15 protein-coding genes are annotated in these 20,102 nt (G+C 44.4%); 8 read left to right on the forward strand and 7 right to left on the reverse strand.

What is annotated here, in order from left to right; all coding sequences use genetic code 11:
- Positions 1 to 3: 3 nt before the first annotated feature.
- Genes LKO26_RS10205 through LKO26_RS10235 form a run of 7 tightly spaced genes read right to left on the reverse strand, consistent with a single transcriptional unit; the run spans position 4 to position 8,047 of the window.
- Positions 4 to 1,014, reverse strand: coding sequence for a BtrH N-terminal domain-containing protein (locus LKO26_RS10205; protein ID WP_227587755.1), 1,011 nt, complete (start codon positions 1,012 to 1,014; stop codon positions 4 to 6).
- On the reverse strand, positions 1,015 to 1,419 hold the full coding sequence (locus LKO26_RS10210) for a hypothetical protein (protein WP_227587756.1): 405 nt from the start codon (positions 1,417 to 1,419) through the stop codon (positions 1,015 to 1,017).
- An 18-nt stretch (positions 1,420 to 1,437) separates the two neighbouring features.
- Positions 1,438 to 1,872 (reverse strand): ABC transporter permease, encoded by a 435-nt coding sequence (locus tag LKO26_RS10215; RefSeq protein WP_227587757.1) that lies wholly within the window; start codon positions 1,870 to 1,872, stop codon positions 1,438 to 1,440.
- Between the two features lie 9 nt (positions 1,873 to 1,881).
- Complete coding sequence (locus LKO26_RS10220) at positions 1,882 to 2,313, reverse strand: hypothetical protein (protein ID WP_227587758.1); 432 nt, start codon at positions 2,311 to 2,313, stop codon at positions 1,882 to 1,884.
- Positions 2,313 to 3,452: a beta-ketoacyl-ACP synthase III gene (locus LKO26_RS10225; protein WP_227587759.1), complete on the reverse strand. Its 1,140-nt coding sequence runs from the start codon at positions 3,450 to 3,452 to the stop codon at positions 2,313 to 2,315. The genes LKO26_RS10220 and LKO26_RS10225 overlap by 1 nt, the downstream gene beginning before the upstream one ends.
- Before the next feature lie 12 nt (positions 3,453 to 3,464).
- Complete coding sequence (locus tag LKO26_RS10230) at positions 3,465 to 4,367, reverse strand: dialkylrecorsinol condensing enzyme DarA (protein ID WP_227587760.1); 903 nt, start codon at positions 4,365 to 4,367, stop codon at positions 3,465 to 3,467.
- Between the two features lie 35 nt (positions 4,368 to 4,402).
- The gene (locus tag LKO26_RS10235; RefSeq protein ID WP_227587761.1) at positions 4,403 to 8,047 is read right to left on the reverse strand and encodes an MMPL family transporter; all 3,645 of its coding nucleotides are present in this window, start codon (positions 8,045 to 8,047) and stop codon (positions 4,403 to 4,405) included.
- A 182-nt stretch (positions 8,048 to 8,229) separates the two neighbouring features.
- Between LKO26_RS10235 and topA the strand changes: the two genes are divergently transcribed.
- The 8 genes from topA to LKO26_RS10275 all read left to right on the forward strand — a co-directional run bounded on the left by topA (position 8,230) and on the right by LKO26_RS10275 (position 20,071).
- Positions 8,230 to 10,788 carry a type I DNA topoisomerase gene (topA, locus tag LKO26_RS10240; protein WP_227587762.1) on the forward strand — a complete coding sequence of 853 codons (2,559 nt, stop codon included), beginning with the start codon at positions 8,230 to 8,232 and terminating at the stop codon, positions 10,786 to 10,788.
- A 109-nt stretch (positions 10,789 to 10,897) separates the two neighbouring features.
- Positions 10,898 to 12,259, forward strand: a complete 1,362-nt coding sequence (locus LKO26_RS10245) for a hypothetical protein (protein WP_227587763.1) — start codon at positions 10,898 to 10,900, stop codon at positions 12,257 to 12,259.
- 3 nt (positions 12,260 to 12,262) lie between these two features.
- Positions 12,263 to 13,396, forward strand: coding sequence for an EpsG family protein (locus LKO26_RS10250; RefSeq protein WP_227587764.1), 1,134 nt, complete (start codon positions 12,263 to 12,265; stop codon positions 13,394 to 13,396).
- 35 nt (positions 13,397 to 13,431) lie between these two features.
- The gene (locus LKO26_RS10255; protein ID WP_227587765.1) at positions 13,432 to 14,511 is read left to right on the forward strand and encodes a formimidoylglutamase; all 1,080 of its coding nucleotides are present in this window, start codon (positions 13,432 to 13,434) and stop codon (positions 14,509 to 14,511) included.
- Position 14,512: 1 nt separating this feature from the next.
- Positions 14,513 to 15,511: a glycosyltransferase family 2 protein gene (locus LKO26_RS10260; RefSeq protein ID WP_227587766.1), complete on the forward strand. Its 999-nt coding sequence runs from the start codon at positions 14,513 to 14,515 to the stop codon at positions 15,509 to 15,511.
- A gap of 31 nt (positions 15,512 to 15,542) precedes the next feature.
- A complete protein-coding gene (locus LKO26_RS10265) occupies positions 15,543 to 16,667 on the forward strand; it encodes a glycosyltransferase family 4 protein (RefSeq protein ID WP_227587767.1) in 1,125 nt (374 codons plus the stop codon).
- 43 nt (positions 16,668 to 16,710) lie between these two features.
- Entirely contained in the window at positions 16,711 to 17,577 is an 867-nt protein-coding gene (locus LKO26_RS10270) for a polysaccharide biosynthesis/export family protein (protein WP_227587768.1), read from the forward strand.
- Between the two features lies 1 nt (position 17,578).
- Positions 17,579 to 20,071 carry an exopolysaccharide transport family protein gene (locus tag LKO26_RS10275; RefSeq protein ID WP_227587769.1) on the forward strand — a complete coding sequence of 831 codons (2,493 nt, stop codon included), beginning with the start codon at positions 17,579 to 17,581 and terminating at the stop codon, positions 20,069 to 20,071.
- Positions 20,072 to 20,102 lie beyond the last annotated feature (31 nt).

Below are 20,102 nucleotides of genomic sequence, written 5' to 3' on the forward strand. Positions count from 1 at the left end.
TCCTTATTTCACCGCTTGTTTTAGTTTTTTGAAGAAGGCTTCCTCACGGTCGGCAATTTGTAACAAACTACGGGAGAGGTGATTGTACACATCAGACTGGCTGTTGCGGTTTTTATAGACCCGGGCAATAGCTACTGCAAAATCCCGCCATTCATCCCCAATAGATGTAATCTCTGCCGAAAGTTCCTTCAGTTCCGGCCGGTTCAGAATCTCTGAAGCTTCGTGCAGAAATGCCCCGTAAATATACCGGAAACCACCGCCACCGGTTCCTATCTCCTCTTGCATGCGGATCAGCTGACCCAGATAATGGTTGGTGGTTTTCGCTCCTTTTTTATCGGCCCATTTCGGGATGCTGCGCGCTACCCACCGGATGGCTTTCACACCAATTAGCGGTACAGGCGCCAGCATTTTGTTGCAGGTGTCTTTAATGCCTTTGATGATGGCACCTTTCAGATCCGGATTTCCCGGAATCTGCGTAGGGTAGTACATGTGACCTTTGGGTGCCATCACCCCTTTGGCATACCGTACGCGTTCCAGTTCAGCTTCGGTAAGGCGGGTGGTCTCATTCATTACCGGATCACTGATCAGAAACTCACCGTCCTGCTTACCGTACACCACCAGATTGTGAGCGTTGAAATGGAATTTGTACTCCTCCGGAAAATAGGTGAGGTGAAAAACGCCCACCTGTAAACCGGTGGGAATGTTGTTTTTAAGATTCTGCTCCAGTGCTTTTTGCGCCTCCGCAGGATTACGGAATTTTTGTCTTTTTATTTTGATGCCCAGTCGCCGTGCTGCTTTGCTGAAGATGTGTCCGGGCATAGGCCGGTAGCTGAATCCCGGGGCAAAATTCACTTTAAGGAAAGGCAGATAGACGAAGTATAAGCCGGACCCGATCCCGAAAATCATGGGTTCGCTCAGGTTCAGTCCTTTATCTTTCAGGAGGTTAGAGGCTACACCGTTTTCGCAGTGTGCCGCCTGGTGGTGGGTGAAGTCCAGTTTGAGTTCTTCGTTCATTTATTTACCGTCAAAATTGATGAGTTCTTCTTTAGAAATCCCGAAGGCATCGGCGTATTTCTGAAGGGTTTTGTTTTTTAATTTTTTAAATTTAGCTGCCCTGGCATGCTGTTTTACGAAGAAAGTCCAGATTCCCGTATAGCTGGCCAGTATTCCGAAGTCCATTTTATTGAGTTCCATAAAGTACACAATGGGACTTGCCGTACCTTCTGCCACTGCTTTGCGGGCGGCTTCCATGCGCTCGCGGATCAGTTCCATACTTTCGTCCAGTGCTTTGGCTTTGGCATCCCAGCCGGTGCTTTGTGCCGTGGTGAAATTTCCCTCGTCATCGGTCACATAGTACAGATCCGTCATATTGGCGGATTCCAGTACGCTTTTTTCCTGCGGAACTTCTTCTTTTTTCATGGTTCTGAATTCAATTTTTTAAACTGCTTTGATGAACAGACTGATTTCTGCTGTGGCCAGCAGGGTATTCCCCGCAAACGTCTCGCAGAAGATGCTGCAGATTTCGCCAAACTGCGATAACAGCGTCGCTCTGGAGGTGATTTCCGTACCCGCCGCTGGCTTGTGCTTAATGGTCAATTTCTTAATCTGGGTAATGAAACCGATGACCCTGGCTCCCGGATCGTCACTCTGCCGGATGTCCTCGCCGAAATCCTGCCCAATAATCGCCGAACACGTCTGCGCAATATGTTCAATCATCCCCGCTTCTGAAAACAGGCCATTTTCCACAAAAATATTGTCATCCTTAATGAAAAATGAGGTTACGGCATGCTCCCGGCCAATCTCTACAATTGCATCTGCCATGAGCATGGGCTCGCGGTGCGGCAGGTAGTTTTGTATGTTGATGGTTGGCATGCTCCAGGTTTATTTAATTACTGTTTTCATTTCAGACGATGCGATTGCACTGCCGTTCAGCAGGGTGGTGGTTTTCACCAGAGTCACGCCCATCATTTCGCTCAGAATATGAACATGGGTTTCCAGTGTATCGCCGGCGGCCGGCAATGCGGTTACTTCGAATCGCTTTACAGCACCGATATATCCTACGGGAGGTGCTTCATTCTTCAGGAAATAATCATATCCGGTATGCAGTGCTACGCTCTGTGCCTGGTGCTCCAGAATTCCTGCGGCCTGAAAGATGCCGTTTTCCACAAAAATATGATCTCCCGGAACGGTAAATGCCGATTGCAGTTCAGTATCCTGCCATTGCAGCAGCGCATCTACCATCACGAAAGGTTTTTTCTGCGGAATGATGCTTTCCACGAAAGCTTTATCTCTTACAGGTAATACCTTGCTCATTACATTACGGTAAGCAGTGCACAGGAATAGGCAAATCTGCCACTCTCCGGAATGCACAGCAGTACTTTTTCTCCGGTTTTCAGTTTTCCGGAAGCCATTAATTCCTCCAGCGCGATATAGATGGATGCAGCGCCAATGTTTCCTACTTCAGACAGGTTATAAAACCATTTCTCCTGCGGGAAATCCATGCCCAATGCGGCAAACTCTTCACGCAGGCCGTCCTTGAAGAAATTGGAGGAAATATGCGCCAGTACATAATCCATATCTGCCGGGTTCAGGTTGTGCTTGTCAAAAGATGCCCGCAATGCCTGAGCTCCTTTTTTCAGGATGTTTTCACCCAAAAGTTTGGTGTCCTGTTTCAGGGAGAAGATGGATTGCTTCAGCCATTCGTCGGCAGAATATTCTGCCCAGGATTTCAGGCTTCCGTCTTCCTGTTTTTCGCAACCGGCATACATACATGCTTCCAGCTCATGGGCGTAGGAATAGAAGTCAATGAATTCTACCCGCAGATTTACGCTGCCTTCGCGGGGTTTATTTTCCAGCAGGAAGGTTCCGGCACCGTCTGAAAGCATCCATCTCAGAAACTCTCTTTTGAAGGCGATGATGGGTTTTTCTTCCAGCAGCTTCAGATTTTCGGCTTCGTGGTTGAATTTATCAGCCGTCATCCAGGCAGAGAAACGCTCGGAACCTACACAAACGGCGTTGTTGGAATTTCCAGATTTCACAGACATATACCCATATTGCATGGCATTCATTCCTGCATTACACAATCCCATAGAAGTATTGATCTCTATAGAGTGGCTGGGTTTCAGCACGCCGTGAACCATAGACGCATGAGACGGCTGAATCTGATCTGCAGAGGTAGTACCGCAGGACAGGAGCTCCATATCCTCTCTGGTAAAATCTTCGTCAAACAGTTTTTCAATCGCTTTGGCCGTAATTTCGGCATTGGTTTCGGTAGGCTTCTGGTTTTTGTCTAAGGCGTAGTATCTGGTTTTGATTCCGTTATTTCTCAGAATCAATGCTTTAGCTTTAGATGGGGTGTCATTTACGTATCCCAGGTAGTCTTCCATTTCGTCGTTGGACACCGGGGCGCCCGGAAGATATTTTGCAGCCCTGGTGATGTACACTTGGTTCATATAATATAGGTGTTAAATTCCTTGATAGTTTTCAATTTGTTTCTTTCTTTTTTTCAGGAAAAAAGGAGTGAGCAATGTATAAAAAAATAAAACAATGGGCGAAACGACCCAGATGGCAAACATCAGATAAAATTTATAGACGCCCACCCAGAATTTTCTTTTGGCTGGATTGCGCTTAATAATCCGGGAAAATACGGTAAACAGTTTATTGCCCACTGTCTCCACTTTCAGCAGAAAAGGTCTTACTTCTACGGCCCCGTGGCTTACCAGTTCTTTCTGCATGCCTTCATAATTTCCGTGTGCCGCATATTTTTCAATAATGACACCAAATTTTCCGCACTGGTCTATTTCCTGCTGTGACACGCCGGCCGGCGGCAAAGGTCTGGGTTGTTCTTTTTTACCGGTTTGCAACCAGTTCAGGATAGTGATGACGCTGGTATAATTGTCATGCCGGTCTACCAGCGCAATGTTTCCCACCAGTTCTGCCTGAAGGCGGTTCAGGTGAATTTTCAGTTTATCCTGAGAGAGCATCCACATATTGCGCGTTCCGGAAACGGTGACTACCGCTGTCTGGCCCAGTATTTTTGCAGCATACGGGCTTTTCAGAAAAGAGATGACCGGAATAGAAGGGGTAAGAAACCATACCTGATAACCGAACAGCACCAGATCGTACCGGGTATTCAGAATCTCTTCTGAAGGTGGCAGAATTTCCCGCGGTTCCTGCAGATAGCTTTCGGGGAAGGTATCATAAAAGACCTCGGGTTTCCAGGGGAACTCAAAATCTTCTTTCAGCCTGATTTCATAGTATGTAACCTCGTATTCATCGTGGTTTCTGAATACTTCAGACACGTTCTTCATAATTTCCTCCAGCTGTCCCGTCTGTGAGTAATACGTTACCAATATTTTCTTCGGCATTGTTCTCTGTTGATGTTTGTACAAAAATATTAAAATTAATCTATTATGGTAAAAATATAAAGCCCGGTTTTGTCTGTGATTTTCTGATACCCTTCTATATGATCCGGCGCAAAACTTTCTTCCATGAAAATAATCTGCGGAACTTCTACAGACAGAATTTCCGGTCTGTAACCGGGGTCAGAAATCAGCAGCACATCCGGGGTTTCCGCAATGATTTCCCAGGAATCCGGATACTTGATTTTACGCTTTTTTACCAGGTAATTCTGACCGGCAACTGCTCTTTTTTCAAGATCCCGGATATAGGAATAAACCGTTCTGGCCGCTTCCTGCAAGGTGAGCAACACATCGGTCTGACCAAAATTGTCGGCCATATGAAATATGGTGTCTTTTTTGCCAATATACCGGTTCAGACGGTGGTATTTCTTTTTGTTCTGCTCAAAATCCCGTTTTACGGCATCTGCCACTTCATTTTCTTTATAATGAAAACTCAGAAACAGCATTTTGCGGAAGTAATTTTCATCTTCAAGCAGGGTGCGCAGTTCTGCAAATTCCTGGCGGAACAGGGAATTGATTTTTTTGGTCTTTTCAGAATAATTTTTTCCGAAAGAGGCATCATCCTTAGAAATCCGCTGCCCCACTTTTACGGTGATGCTGCCATCAAAAATAAACAGTTCGCCCTTTGGCATGACCTCAGAATTGCCATGAATATAAATGGGCAGGATGTCCAGGTTCAACTCTTCGGCCAGATAGAAAGCTCCTTTATGAAATCTGCGGATGTTATTATCCGGGGATCGCTCTGCTTCCGGAAATGCCATCAGGGAATAGCCTTGCTCCACTTTCTTCCGCAGGAGTTCCGTACTGCCTTCCACACCCTGAGATACCGGATAGAAGCCCAATGCCTGTACCAGTTTGCCAAAAACCGGCGACTGGTACACCCAGTCATTAACCAGATACACGATTTTATGATGGGCCAAAGCCAGTGCCAGCGTATCCAGCGAGGAATTGTGATTGGCAATAATCACCGCAGGCCGTTCAAATTTTTCGCCCACATCATTGATTAATTTTTTCCGGACAAAAGGATTGGAATACAATACGGTTTTCAGATAAAAAGCAATGAAACGTTTGATGTTTCCCAGGGTTTTGCCTTTGGCTTCAGGAATAATGAACCTGCCGGTGCTGCCAAAGAAAATCCCTCCGAAGGTATAGATGAACAGGGAGAAAACAGAATTGATGATGATGCGGAATGTGACCGGAGTAAGGCCTTTGGCTGAGCGGTTTTTAATGAAATTAAACATCAGCGGGTACATGGCAAATGAAATGATGACCACCGCCACCAACCCGATGAGTGCTACGGCAGATACGGAATGCAGTGCGGGATGTTTGGCAAAAACCAGCGCCCCAATGGCCAGAATGGTGGTGAGCAGCGCCAGAATAATGGATACCCGATACACAGGCAACTGATCCTTGCCCGTAGTGAGTTCTTTCTGCAAGGCCTGAGTGAGGAAAATATTGAAATCCACGCCTGCTCCGAAAATAAGAGTGCAGACAATGGTAGAGAAAATATTCAGTTCCAGTCCCAGAAAATAGAGTATCCCGGCAGTGACTACACCGGAAAGCACAATGGGAATGACCGCCATCAGGGTGAGATCCACATTTCGGAAGAATAACAAGAAAATAATGATGACGGCAATGAGCGAGTAATTAATGAGGTTTCCGAAGTCGTCCTTCAGCAGTCCCAGGAAATTTTCATTCAGCTGCTGGCGGTCTATGGCAAGCACTCCGCCGGATTCTTCCACATTTTTGATGAAGGTATCGCGGTGATTTTCATCCAGTTTTACCAGGGTGGAAACGGTATGAAGGCCTTGGCTCTCATTCATGACTCCTGAGAGTTTCAGTGCTTTCAGTTCGCTGTAGTCCTTCGGAGTCAGGATGCTGTAGGTTTTATTCAGCATTCCACTGAAATCCTCAAATGCAGCGTCATTAAAACCCAAGGGTGTTCCGGCGCGGTGTAAATCGCGTAGAATGCGGTTCTTTTTTTCTTCTGTCCAGAAAGCATTCCACCGGTTTATTTTCTTTTGCTGATCTTCCCTGGACTGAATTATTTGTCCTGCAGAACTGTAACTGGAAATGCGCTGCGCCTGTTTTTCCTGCTCCAGAATCCGGGTAATTTCTGTGTTTTTCTGCAGGGCTTCATCGGCTGTATTCCCGTAAGAAACCACATAGATAGATTTATCCGTATAATCAGAAAGTTCGCTCAGTTTTTTCTCACTGGCTTTCATATCATCCGGTACATAATTGAGATCGGCAATATTCTGGTTGAATTGTATATGTCTGAATCCGAAAAAGGTGGCCACAATCAGCACCGAGCAGATGATGACCAGCCATTTGTTTTTTTCATAAGGATAAGCACCTACTTTATCAATAATGGTAGGGGCAGTGCCGGCTGCTTCTGCTTTCGGATGATAGAGATGCGGGATGATGATTAATGTAAATACTGCTGAAACCATCACCGTTACGGAAGCGAAAATTCCCAGATCCTTCAGTGCTTCAGAACGTACAAAAACCAGACATAAAAATGAAATGGCGGTAGTGGCAGCGCTCATGATGACCGGATGCGTAATCTCTTTGAAAACCTCTTCAATATTGCTTTTATGCTTGTAATGAGTGAGTACATGTATGGCATAATCTACCGTGATGCCAATGAGAATCGCACTCACACTGAGGGAGATTGCAGAGATTTTATCTTTTACAAAATACAAGAGCATCAGTCCGGCCGCGGCACCGAAAATGGTGGGAATAAAGATGATGAGCGGTGCAAAAAAATTCCGGAAATAAAAGATGAGCAGAAATAACAAAACGGTAGCTGAAATGGCTACTGTGCTCTGAATGTCTTTTTTGATCTGTTTGGCATTGGCCACCGCAATAAATGGAGAACCGAAATAGCTGATTTCTGTATCCCGGAACTTTGCATTGAGGTCATCCCTGATGCGGTTCAGTGCTTCTGTGAAGGCTTCGTTGTTTTTGGTTTCACTGCCACCGTACCGGGGTTCAATGAAGAGCAGCAGATTTTTGCCGTCACGGGTCATCACGTAATTGTTTTCCAGAATGAAATCGCTGCTTACGTTCAACTGGTTCAGTTTTTCGAGGCCGGTAAATGAAATCCCGAGCGGATCTTTTTTAATGAAATCTTTGGTCACCAGCGCAGTGGGCGAAACCAGTGCGCGGTAGTTGTTTTCTACGCGGGTGGAAATACTGTCCGGGTGCAGCCGTTTTTCAAGATGAGCATAATCTTCTTCATCCAGAAAAAGGGGAATATTGTCATACACAAAACTGAAGGCTTCAGAGATGTTTTCGTCTTCGATTTTTCCCTCCACAGATGAAATATAGGGTTTCAGTGGTTCTATTTCCTCCAGAAAAGCATCTGCAGCACCGGCAAGATTGCTTTCGGATTCCGTGCTTTCAAAAATCACAACAATTTTGTCTGAGAAATTCAGTTGGGACAATACTTTAGCGGTAATGTCGGATTTTTCATTTTTTGGGATGATCTGATTGATGTCTTCGTCAAAATCGATTCTGGAGGCAAAATACGCAGCCGTTGCCAGAAAGCACAGCGCAGCCACCACGGCCGGTAGCCGGTTTCTGCGGATGAGGTAATATATGTATATGAAAATCCTGTGCATTGATGAATCTGCAAAAGTAATTCTTTCTGATTAATAGAAAAGAATTTGTGATCCTTTAGCCATTCATGTACACGCCTTTAAATCCGGTTCTGCATATATGAAATACAAAACCGGAGTCCTCCGGAAATGCAGCAAAAATTGGCACTTAAAAAAAATCTTCTACTTTTGCAAAAAATTCCTGCATGTCGAAAAATTTAGTGATTGTTGAGTCCCCTGCGAAAGCAAAGACCATTCAGAAGTATCTTGGGAAGGATTATGAGGTAAAGTCCAGTTTCGGGCATATCCGTGATCTTCCGAAGAAAGGAATGGGCATTGATCTGGAAAATTTTACTCCGGATTATGAAGTTCCTGCAGATAAAAAGAAGATTGTAGCAGATCTGAAAGCTGCAGTGAAAAAAGCCGATATGGTGTGGCTGGCGTCTGATGAGGACCGTGAAGGAGAAGCCATAGCCTGGCACCTGGCGCAGGAACTGAAATTGAATCCGGACAATGCAAAACGAATTGTTTTTCACGAGATTACTAAAAATGCGATTCTGAAAGCCATTGAAAATCCGCGCAGCATAGATCAGAATCTGGTGAATGCACAGCAGGCCCGCCGTGTGCTGGACCGTATTGTAGGTTTTGAGATGTCCCCCGTACTCTGGAAAAAAATTAAAACCGGACTCTCTGCCGGTCGCGTACAATCTGTAGCGGTACGGTTAATTGTGGAAAGAGAACTGGAAATAAGAGCGTTTCAGCCCAAATCCAGTTTCCGCGTAGATGGCGTTTTTCTGAATGACGGCAAACAGGAAATTGCTGCAAAGCTGAAAAAAGATTTTGCCGCCGAAGAGGAAGCCGAAGATTTCCTGAAAAAATCTCAGCACACAGAATTCAAGGTACTCAATGTAGAGAAAAAGCCCGGAACCCGGTCTGCATCTGCTCCTTTTACCACCTCTACGCTGCAGCAGGAAGCCAGCAACAGGCTGGGTTATGGCGTGACTGCTACCATGCGGGTGGCGCAGCGGCTGTATGAGGAAGGGTACATTACCTATATGAGAACAGACTCGGTAAACCTTTCTCAGGAAGCCATAAACGGTGCCAAAGCGCAGATTATTTCAGAATATGGCGAGGAATATTCCAACCCCAGAAATTATACAACCAAATCAGCATCTGCTCAGGAAGCTCACGAAGCCATCCGTCCCACGGATTTCTCAGTGAAAACTATTGGCGATGCGCAGCTGAACAAACTCTATCAGCTGATTTATAAAAGAACCCTGGCCAGCCAGATGGCCAATGCCCGGATAGAGAAAACCGTAATTGAAATCGGTAATCCGGCGCTGACTCAGCATTTTGAGGCGCAGGGAGAAGTCATTGTTTTTGATGGATTCCTGAAGGTGTACGGCATTACCAAAAATGAAGATGACGAAGAGGAAAGCAATGATAAACTCCTGCCGAAAGTAGCGGCCGGTGAAGTATTGCAGTACAAAAAAATAGAAGCTACACAGAAATTCACCAAACCGGCAGCCAGATATACCGAAGCCGGACTGGTGAAAAAACTGGAAGAACTGGGCATTGGACGGCCTTCCACGTATGCGCCTACCATTCAGACCATTCAGAATCGTGAGTACGTAGATAAAAGAGAGATTTTGCCGCAGGAGAGAGAGATTGTGAAGATGACTTTAGGCAAAACAGATCTGAAAAAGCAGGTGCTCACTGAAAAGTTCGGGGGCGATAAGAATAAATTTGTTCCCACCGATATCGGTGAGGTGGTTAATGAATTTTTAACCGAAAATTTCGCAGAAGTTCTGGATTACGGATTTACCGCAAAAGTAGAGCAGGAGTTTGATGAAATTGCAGACGGCGGGAAGGAATGGAAAAATGTGATGACGGATTTTTACGAATTTTTTCATCCCAGAATTGAGGAAGTGGAAGCCCATGCAGACCGTGCTACCGGAGAAAGACTGCTGGGCAAGGATCCTAAATCCGGAAAGAATGTGTATGCCAGAATGGGTCGCTACGGTGCCATGGTACAGATTGGTGAAACCGATGATGAAGAGAAACCGGCCTTCGCAAGCCTGATGGTATCACAAAACATAGCCACCATTACTCTGGAAGAAGCTCTGGAACTTTTCAGACTTCCGTTTGATCTGAAAGAAGTAGACGGATTGCCAGTACTGGTAGGGGTGGGGCGTTTCGGTCCGTATGTGAAGTGGGGTGATTCCTTCATCAGTATTCCGAAAGGCGAAGATCCGCTCACCGTCACCCAGGAGCGTGCCGAAGAAATCATTAACGAAAAGAAAATTGCAGATGCGCCGGTAGCTACCTTTAAGGGAGAGCCGGTAACCAAAGGAACAGGACGTTTCGGTCCGTATATCAAATATCAGTCTATGTTTGTGAATGTGCCGAAGCGTTATGATTTTGATCATCTTTCGCAAAGCGACATCAACGAACTTATAGAAGCCAAACTGGAGAAGGAAGCCAACCGCTATATTCAGCAGTGGGAAAAAGAGAAAATCTCTCTGGAAAATGGAAGATGGGGTCCCTTCATCAAATTCGGGAAAACCATGTATAAAATTCCGAAGAATAAAAAGGATGAAAAATACACTGCAGAAGAACTGAAAGAAATTTCTCTGGAAGAGGTGAAAAAATGGATTACGGCGCAGGATAAAGATGCCTTCAAAGAGAAACCTGCAAAAAAAGCTGCTGCCAAGAAAACCACTGCCCGGAAAACCACCGGTGGTAAGTCTTCTTCAAAAAAGTAAAAAACAACGCGAACCTGCCGGATCACCGGCAGGTTTTTTTGTGCTCAGCAGGTTTTACCGCAGATATCTCAGCAAAATTGTGTTATTTTGTGCTGCAAAAACCAAACTGATGAACAATTTTAAACTGACCCCGGATATGAGGTCCTTTTTTCCGTTGAAATCCTTCTATTGGATTATAGGCGTATGGCTTGTGCTGGCAGCGCTGAACTTCTGGTCATTGGAGCACTGGAAGTTTACGGGTGCCGACCTGTTTTTTCCATTTTCAGTACTCTATCCTTCAAACTTCCTGCTTTCCGGATTTTTATTTGCCGGTGTTTTTTTGCTGATGGGCTATTATTTCTGGCAGCGGCAAGAGGGTTTCAGTATTACTCAGGTGCTTTTTATTTCGGTTTTACTGGTCATCTTTGGGAATATGGCACAGGGAAACCTGGACATCGCCATGGAGCAGCCTTTTTATCTGAAAGGACGTCAGTATTATCATGATGCGGTACACGTGTTACATCCTGCGCAGTTCTTGGAAACTTTTAATGCAAATCAGGATCAGTTTCAGATGCATACCAGAACGCACCCGCCATTTGTGGTACTTCTGCACTGGGTTTTTCTCAAAATTTCGGGAGGCAGTATCTTATTTTTATCAGTCGCATTCTTTTTAATTTCTGCCTTGTTTTTTCCGGTGCTTCATCAGATTCTGAAGAATTTTGGTTTCAGTGCGCGCCGCCGCAGGAAAGTGCTGCTTCTGGCTGCGGTGATTCCTTCTGTCAATATCTATCTGCTGGTTTCGCTAGACGGAATTATACTGATGACGGTTTCCCTCCTGCTATGGGCCATCAGCCGGATTTATCGTGACGGAAGAACCGACGCAAAATCTGTTTTGCTGATGGTGTCCTCTGTTATTTTAACCAATATGCTTTCCTTTTCAGGATTGTTTCTCCTCGCTTTTCTGGGTCTCTATTCATTATTCTTTATGGCGAAGAGGCAGTTTGGTTTTGTGTGGATTACAGCAGCGCTGACCGGCATCATGATTCTGTTTTTCACTATCATTTATTGGGTTTCCGGATACCATCAGCTGGATGCGTTCCTGCATGCCTCTGCCTCAGAAAATCCAAAGGGATTCATGTTGCTTCATCAGCCTTATATTTACTTCTGGACCAGGCTTCAGGCAGCGGGTGAAATTATGATGTTTCTTTCTCTGGGGTTCTGTGCCGTGCTGCTGGGCGGCCACAAATATTCTGTGCAGCTTTTTGCAGATGCTGCCATCAACCGCGTCTTTATAGCAGGGGTGTCTGCATTACTCCTGATGTTCCTTACCGGAGCCTACGGAACGGGTGAGACTGCCCGCGCATGTTTGTTCATTGTACCGTTTTTCTTATTATTGCTGAAGAATCTCAGAAACGAGACAATTTTTATCGTATATTTCTTAAGTTTGTTTCAGACATTTGGTATGCAGACTATAGGCAATTTTTTCTGGTAATTTATGGTATTTTTACATCCGGTATTTACAGTGGTTTTCATCGTCATGATTCTTTTCAGTTTCATGGAGATCAACGGAAACCGAAAATATTCCAAACTGGTCATGATCCTGCTTTGCATTGCGCTGATTATTTTTTCGGGGCTGCGGGGGTTTGTAGGCGCAGATTACGGGGTGTACCGTCAGATGTATAATGTGTACTTTCCTACCATGGTAGAGTACAGTGAGCTGTACGATAAGGCACTGTTTCGGCAGACCGCGGTAGAAATAGAATGGCTCTACGCGTGGATTAATAAATTTTTCCTGCAACTTACCGGTTTGCCGTTTCATTTTTTCACCCTGCTTGTGTCTGTTTTTGTGATTTCACTGAAATTTATCACCTTTTTTAAAAATTCGGCAGCACCGGTCTTCGCACTGCTCTTCTATTTTATACCGGTATATTTCATTGCAGACAGTGGCCACATGCGGCAGGCATTGGGAATGACGGTTTTGCTGTTTTCATTCAAATATATTAAAGAAAGAAAAGTCTGGATGTATCTGCTCTGCATCTATATTGCGTTTGGATTTCACAAATCCAGTATTGTTTTTTTGCCGGCGTATTGGTTTGCTACGGTAAATCTTAATGCGCGGAAAATAGTGGCGCTGGTTCTGGTGAGCATTGCATTGTCGCCCCTGCAGATTTACGAATACTTTGGTTTTTTTCTGGACGCCGTCTCAGTACAGGAAATAAATGAAGGTTTTGAAGGCTATATTATTTATGAAATAGATGAAACCGGAGTACTGAAGTTCCCGGATGTGCTCTCCTTGTTCTATGCCGTCATGATGATCATGTATGATAAGGAAACCTGCCGGAAGATTCCCTACTACGAGTATATGAGGAATATAGGCGTGCTGGGAGTCTGCATTTATTTTGTGATGCGGGAGAATCCGGTGTTTTCTACCCGTCTGGTAGGCCCGTATATGCTTTACATGACCCTGATAATGTCTAATGTCTTCGCCAGCATAAGTGATGGCCGGCGCCGGTCTCTGATGCATGCGTCGTATATTGTTTTTATTATATTTTATTACTTTGTATTTGCACGGTATCAGGCGGTACAGGGGCGTTTTACATGGGATTTATATGAGAATTTCCTTTGGTAAACGCCCGCAGTTATTAACTTTAGCTAAAAAAAATTATGAATATTGAAGATCTGACGATCGCCCCGAAACCCGACCAGTATGAGCCCTGGCAGCTGGGCAGCCTGCTGAAGGAGGATCTGCCCGAAGTGGGTATTGCTTTCATCTTTGTCTCAGATTGCAGAGGTGCCGGCAGAGGTGCCGAAATTCAGGATTTCACGCTGCTCCGGCAGCAGTTGTATACTTTATCTGCACTGGATTTTGAAACACCTCTTTATGATTACGGAGATTTGATTTCCGGGAAAACCCTCCAGGACACCCATTTCGTACTGCAGGAAATACTTTCTCAGTGCCATTACAAAAATACGATTCCGGTAGTGATAGGTGGCGGAAATGACCTGGCATTTTCATTATTTCTGGCGCTGAATTTCCATCATCAGCATCTCAATTACACTCAGATTTCCAATGTGGTGAATCTGGGCGATACGCCGGGAGAAATCACAGAGAAAAATTTCCTGAACCGGATTTTTTCGGCTAAAAACTTCTCTTTAAAGAATTACCATCATCTTGGATATCAGAAACATCTGAATGCCACAGACAGCATTAAACTCATAGAACAGGTAGAGTTTGATGTCATGCGTCTGGCAGAAATGATGGGTACTACCGCAGCAGCAGAACCGTTTTTCAGAAATGCCGATCTGGTCACCATCAATTGTGATGCAGTAGAGAGTTTTGCAAGTCCTTTTTCCCTGAATCCTCAGGTTAATGGTCTGAACCGGCGCGAAATCTGTGCCTATATGAAGGAGGCAGGTCTGAGTTCCCAACTGAAATGTGCGGGGATATTTAATTTTGAACTTCAGACACGGAGTTTTCTGAACGTACAATTGCTGGCACAGATGGTCTGGCATCTGGCAGAAGGCATCAATATTCAGAAATCACATCCGAAAGAGAAAAATCTGGAAACCTTCTGGGTGCTGATTGATGATGAACAATATGCTTTTAAGCGGGATGTTTTTACCGGTTTGTGGTATTTTGGGAATGATGATGCAATAGAAAATTGTCTGCCATGCTCTGAGCAGGAGTTTAACAAGGCGAAGCAAGGCGTGCTGAGCAGAAGACTGGAGAAATTTTTGAAATAAAATGGCAAAGGTTTCCGTAATTGTCCCGGTGTATAATGTAGAGTGTTTTCTGGCTAAATGTCTGGATTCATTGGTAAATCAGACCCTGGATGATATGGAAATTATTGTGGTAAATGACGGCAGTACGGACCGTTCAGCTGCCATTATGAGGGATTTTGCAGAGCGTTTTCCGGAAAAAGTAAAAACATTCAGTAAACCAAACGGTGGTCTCAGTGATGCCCGCAATTTTGGTCTGGATCGCTGCACCGGTCAGTTCATTGGTTTTGTGGACAGTGATGATTATGTAACCGGCACCATGTTCGAAGATATGCTGAATCTGGCCGAAAAGCACGATGCCGAAATGGTCATCTGTAATCTGCAGAAGGTAAATGAGGATGGAAGTATAAGCCGGAAACTCACGCAGATTCCGCATTTGCCTGAAGTGTTTCTGCTGAAGGACTATTTTTCGGTGTTTTCAGACCTGGGGTACTTTGCCTGCAATAAACTCTTCAGCAAGGAACTGTTCCGGGAGGCCCGGTTTAAAAAGGAGGTACATTTTGAAGATATACAGCTTATTCCGCAGTTATTGCTGAAGTGTAAAACGATAGCGCAGACCCAGGCGTATCATTATCACTATCTGGAGCGCACCGATTCCATTTCCAAAACCCATACAGAAAAGGGGCTGGACATGCTGCATGCGGTTCGTGATGTAGAAAAATCCTTTCAGGGGTCCGCCTTCTCAGACCGGGCCGGTGCGCTGAAGAACTTCCAGATTCTGCAGGGGGTATATTCGTTTCTGGCTTATATGGCTTTTGTAAAGGATGAGGATATTTTCAGAAAACTGTCTGCAGAACTCAGTAAATTTATGAAGGAACGGGGGATTTCCCGTACAGATATCTTACAATATGAAAGGTTTGATAGAAATTATCTGTTATCTTTGCCCCTGAAGAAAAAAATTTATTACCTGCTTTACATTTGGGGCTTTGAGTCACTTTTGCGAAGCTTGATCAAAAATACCTGAGAAAATACAAATAAACAGATGAAAAAGAATTATGGACAAAATAGAACATCTGCTGAATAGTAGTGGAATACATATCTTCTACGTAAAAGTAATATTCGGTTTTGTGTGTTCGTTTCTGGTGACGTTTTTTTCCATACCGGTGATCGTTAAAATTTCACGCAGAAAGAATCTCATGGATGAGCCGGGATCCAGAAGTTCCCATATCAGAAAAATTCCGAATCTGGGTGGCATAGCACTGTTCTATGCCATTTGCATCTGTGCGTCGGTTTTCGCATATGAATTGTTTGATATTTACCGCTTTCTTTTTGCCTCTCTGGTCATTCTGCTCTATATCGGGGTTATGGACGATATTGTGGTGATGCGGGCTTACAAAAAACTCATTGCTCAGATTATTGTATCCATTCTGATTGTAGTGGGATCAGATGTGCGGATCCGGAGTTTCTTCGGCATCATGGGGGTGTATGAACTGAATTATTATGTAAGTGTCATTTTCAGTGTCCTCACTTTTATATTCCTCATTAATGCTTTTAATCTGATAGACGGCATAGACGGTCTGGCAGGGGGTTATTCGGTAATCTGCAGTGCGCTCTTTGGCATTAGTTATTACCGGCTCGGCCCTTACAATTATCCGGTAGTGGTGCTCACAGTGGTCATTATAGGTGCAGTCCTGGGTTTTCTGTATTATAATCTGAAACGTACCCCGCGCGGGAATAAAATTTTTATGGGAGATACCGGTTCCATGATTCTGGGATTTCTCCTGGCCTTCACTTCCATTCTTTTTATTGACATTTTTATAGACAAACATTTGCCGAATGTACCGCGATATCACCTGATGTCTGCGCCGGCAATAGCAGTAGCCGTTCTCATTATTCCTATTGTGGATACTTTATATGTCATGATTCAGCGTATCATCCACCGGAAATCATTGTTCATAGCAGACCGCAATCATATTCATCACAAACTGATTGATCTGGGACTTACTCACCGCAGGGCTACTTTATGCATTATTTGCTATTACTTACTGGTCGTTTTACTGGCTTATTTCCTGAGACACACAGAAGTGAATAAATTATTGATTATCATATTGCTGGCAGGGTTTTCGGGAGCTTTGATTCCGGATATTCTGTTGAAGTTTAAACGAAACAGGGCGCTATAATGCTCTGAAATGTATATTTTTGCCTAACATTAGAAAAAAACAGATGAAACAAACCAGATATATACTACTTTTAATATTGCCGTTCTTTCTGGCATCATGCATCACGACCAAAGACGTAAGATACCACCAGCCCAGCGAAAGTCTGGTGATTAATGAGGAAGGTCTGGTGCCCTATAATGTGCCGGTATACCGCATTACCAAAAATGACATGTTGAATCTGAATATCGTAACCACTCCCAAAGGTGATGCTGCACAGTTCTATTCTACCCTGAATGCGTCACTGCCGGGCGAAAACGAAACTAAATTACCCACAGGAGGGTTTCAGACCGGTACCGGACAGGGAAGTTCGTCAGTAGGTGGGAATGCCAATTTTTATTTTAATGGTCTGAAGGTAGATGCAAACGGAGATCTGAATATCTTCGGAATTGGTTATGTGAAGGCAGAAGGAAGAACCATAGATGAGGTTTCTGCAGAAATACAGGCCCGTGTCAATGAAAATTTTCTGGACGGCAAATCGCAGGTGAGACTCAACACAGACGGAATCACTTTTTATATTCTGGGCGATGTGGAAAGTACGGGTCTTACCGGCGAAAAGAAAGTGCATAAGAATACCCTCACCATTACCGAGGCACTCGCCATCAACGGAGGTTTGAACCGTACCGTAGACCGTACCAATATCACCATTCACAGAAAATTACCGGAGGGCATCAAGATTGCCAAAATAGACCTTACCCGCGAAGATGCCATGAATTCTCCCTACTATTGGGTGCAGAACGGAGATGAAATCTATCTGAATACCCATGCCAAAAACCTGAATGGCTTCGGCAAGGATCCGGTACAGAGTCTTACTACCGGAGTCACGGCGCTTACCACTTTACTGTCCATCTATTTAATTTTAACAAGACTGTAATATGATACCGGAAAAAGAGAATAAAGCAGCCTTGGAAAAAGAAAAGGCAGGCTCATTTACATTTTTTGATATAGAACATTTTCTCCGCAGGGTGCTCCGAAACTGGTATTGGTTTGTGCTGATGGGATTCCTGGGGTACGGAATCTTCTGGTTCTATAACAAGTATTATGCTCAGCGGATTTATTCGTCTAATCTGACCCTGAGTATCTCTAATAATACATCCAGCTATTTTACGCCCAATCAGTCTATCAATTTTATCTGGGGGCAGACCGGCAATCAGGATGGTGTTTATCTGAAAAAAATGCTGCTTTCACGTTCTCATAATGAATATCTGGTGAAGGAACTGAAACTGTATGTGAATTATGCTACAAAAGGACGAGTAAGAAGCACGTATCTGGACAAATATGACTCGCCTTTCTTCCTGGAAGTAGATGAGAGTCACCTGCAACAGACCGACTACCCGGTAACCATCAATATTAAAGGAGAGGGACGTTTTGAAGTCGTATTGCCGGAAGATCAGCAGTCCACGAATTTATACAGCTACGCCACAGAAGGGTTTCACAATATTCCCGCATATGCCAGAGTTGCACCCAGAACCATTACCTATGATGAATGGTACACCGCGCCCAATCTGCGCTTCAGATTGGTGAGAAATCCCAATAAGACTCCTATAGAACTGGATAATGTAGTGGTAAGACTTTCTACCGTGAATGCTACCGTGAGGAATCTTATTGCCACGATAGGCGTGGAGTTTGACAAGGAAATTAATTCCATCATGATTATTTCCAAACAAGGGTATAATCTGAACGGTACGGTAAACTTCCTCAATAAATCTGTGGACGAACTCACTAAAAAACGACTGGTAGACAAAAGTATCGTAGATAAGAATACAGAAGAGTACCTGCGGGAAAGCATGACCGGAATCCGGGAAAAGCTCGATTCTGCCGCTCAGATTATGAATCATCTGCGGGTCACAGAAGGGCTGTACGACATCAAAGACCGGGACGAAAAGTCTCTGGCACTCATTAAAGATCTGGAAACCCGAAAAGCAGATCTGGTAACCAAGATCAACTCGCTGAACACGATTCAGAATACCCTGGCTTCGCAAAATCTGGACAGGCTCATCAGTGCCAGTGCAGCCGGCATAGAAGACGGAGCATTTACAGCCACCGTGTCAGAATTAAAAGCCCTGTATGCCAAAAGAAGGGAAATGGCCGCTATTTACACCCCGGATTCTGAACCCATGAGGGAAATTAACCGGATGATTAATGAACAACGGGGAAATTCCAGAAGTACACTCCAGAATTACTATACCGGTTTCTATGACGAACTTTCCCGCATCAATCAGCAAATTGCAGAGGCCAGCACCGGTCTGGACACCTACCCGGAGAAAGAAAGAAAGTATCTGGATGCAGAGCGTGGCTATAATATGATAGAAGCTACCTATAACAGCCTGCTTTCCAAGCAGAACGAAACGCAGATGCGTGTGGCCGCGGCAAAATCTGATATTACGGTCATTGACCCCGCCAAAAATTTGGGTCAGGGACCCATCGCTCCAAATGTGAAGCGCATCAAGTACACCATCATGGGGACACTTTTACTGCTCCCATTGCTGGTTTTGCTGGGTGTGGAGCTTCTGGATAATAAAATCCGGAACATCAAAGAATTACTGAATGCTACCAAAATTCCGATGTTGGGCATTATCGGTAAAAATAATACAGAGAACAATCTTACGGTGCTGGAACAGCCCAAATCGTCGGTTTCCGAAGCGTTCCGCGGATTGCGGGCCAATATGCAGTTCTTACTCACCGGTGACCAGAAAAGTAAGGTAGTACTCATTACTTCCTCCATCAGTGGCGAAGGCAAAACCTATGTTTCCATCAATATGGCCTCTGTACTGGCACTGAGTGGCAAGAAAACGATTTTATTGGGAATGGACTTGCGAAAACCTAAAATTTTCGGAGATTTTAAAATCAATAACGAGTTTGGGATTTCCAACTTCCTTACCGGCGAAGTCACCATGGAGCAGATCATCAACAAAACCAGAATTCCGCATCTGGATGTAGCCACCTCGGGACCTATACCACCTAATCCGTCAGAATTGCTGATGAGTGAACGCAATACTCAGTTCGTGGAAGATCTGAAGAAAATCTACGATTACGTCATCATAGACTCGCCGCCGGTAGGATTGGTAGCGGATTCCTTCGAGCTGCTTAAACTTTCTGATGCCAATATTTATGTGGTTCGTCATGAATACTCGGAAAAATACATGTTGAAACTCATTACAGAGAAATATCACCGCAAGGAAGTGAAAAATCTTGGTCTCGTGTACAATGATTATTATGCACCAAAGGGCTATGGCTACGGCTATGGCTACGGCTATGGTTATGGAAACGGCTACGGCTATGGATATTTTGCAGAAGATGTGAATTATGAAGAACCTTTTTTGGTGAAAGTGAAAAATAAAATTTCGAGAATTTTTAATAAAAATTAGAAAAAATCCCTCTTTTTAGAGGGATTTTGCT

Origin of the sequence: Chryseobacterium sp. MFBS3-17, from assembly GCF_020687745.1 — a bacterium.
GTDB lineage: Bacteria > Bacteroidota > Bacteroidia > Flavobacteriales > Weeksellaceae > Marnyiella.

What these genes read in the sequence shown, in the direction of transcription:
- LKO26_RS10205 (WP_227587755.1), bottom strand. Translation starts at nt 1,014, where the DNA reads ATGAACGAAGAACTCAAACTGGACTTCACCCACCACCAGGCGGCACAC.
- LKO26_RS10210 (WP_227587756.1), bottom strand. Translation starts at nt 1,419, where the DNA reads ATGAAAAAAGAAGAAGTTCCGCAGGAAAAAAGCGTACTGGAATCCGCC.
- LKO26_RS10215 (WP_227587757.1), bottom strand. Translation starts at nt 1,872, where the DNA reads ATGCCAACCATCAACATACAAAACTACCTGCCGCACCGCGAGCCCATG.
- LKO26_RS10220 (WP_227587758.1), bottom strand. Translation starts at nt 2,313, where the DNA reads ATGAGCAAGGTATTACCTGTAAGAGATAAAGCTTTCGTGGAAAGCATC.
- LKO26_RS10225 (WP_227587759.1), bottom strand. Translation starts at nt 3,452, where the DNA reads ATGAACCAAGTGTACATCACCAGGGCTGCAAAATATCTTCCGGGCGCC.
- LKO26_RS10230 (WP_227587760.1), bottom strand. Translation starts at nt 4,367, where the DNA reads ATGCCGAAGAAAATATTGGTAACGTATTACTCACAGACGGGACAGCTG.
- LKO26_RS10235 (WP_227587761.1), bottom strand. Translation starts at nt 8,047, where the DNA reads ATGCACAGGATTTTCATATACATATATTACCTCATCCGCAGAAACCGG.
- topA (WP_227587762.1), top strand. Translation starts at nt 8,230, where the DNA reads ATGTCGAAAAATTTAGTGATTGTTGAGTCCCCTGCGAAAGCAAAGACC.
- LKO26_RS10245 (WP_227587763.1), top strand. Translation starts at nt 10,898, where the DNA reads ATGAACAATTTTAAACTGACCCCGGATATGAGGTCCTTTTTTCCGTTG.
- LKO26_RS10250 (WP_227587764.1), top strand. Translation starts at nt 12,263, where the DNA reads ATGGTATTTTTACATCCGGTATTTACAGTGGTTTTCATCGTCATGATT.
- LKO26_RS10255 (WP_227587765.1), top strand. Translation starts at nt 13,432, where the DNA reads ATGAATATTGAAGATCTGACGATCGCCCCGAAACCCGACCAGTATGAG.
- LKO26_RS10260 (WP_227587766.1), top strand. Translation starts at nt 14,513, where the DNA reads ATGGCAAAGGTTTCCGTAATTGTCCCGGTGTATAATGTAGAGTGTTTT.
- LKO26_RS10265 (WP_227587767.1), top strand. Translation starts at nt 15,543, where the DNA reads ATGGACAAAATAGAACATCTGCTGAATAGTAGTGGAATACATATCTTC.
- LKO26_RS10270 (WP_227587768.1), top strand. Translation starts at nt 16,711, where the DNA reads ATGAAACAAACCAGATATATACTACTTTTAATATTGCCGTTCTTTCTG.
- LKO26_RS10275 (WP_227587769.1), top strand. Translation starts at nt 17,579, where the DNA reads ATGATACCGGAAAAAGAGAATAAAGCAGCCTTGGAAAAAGAAAAGGCA.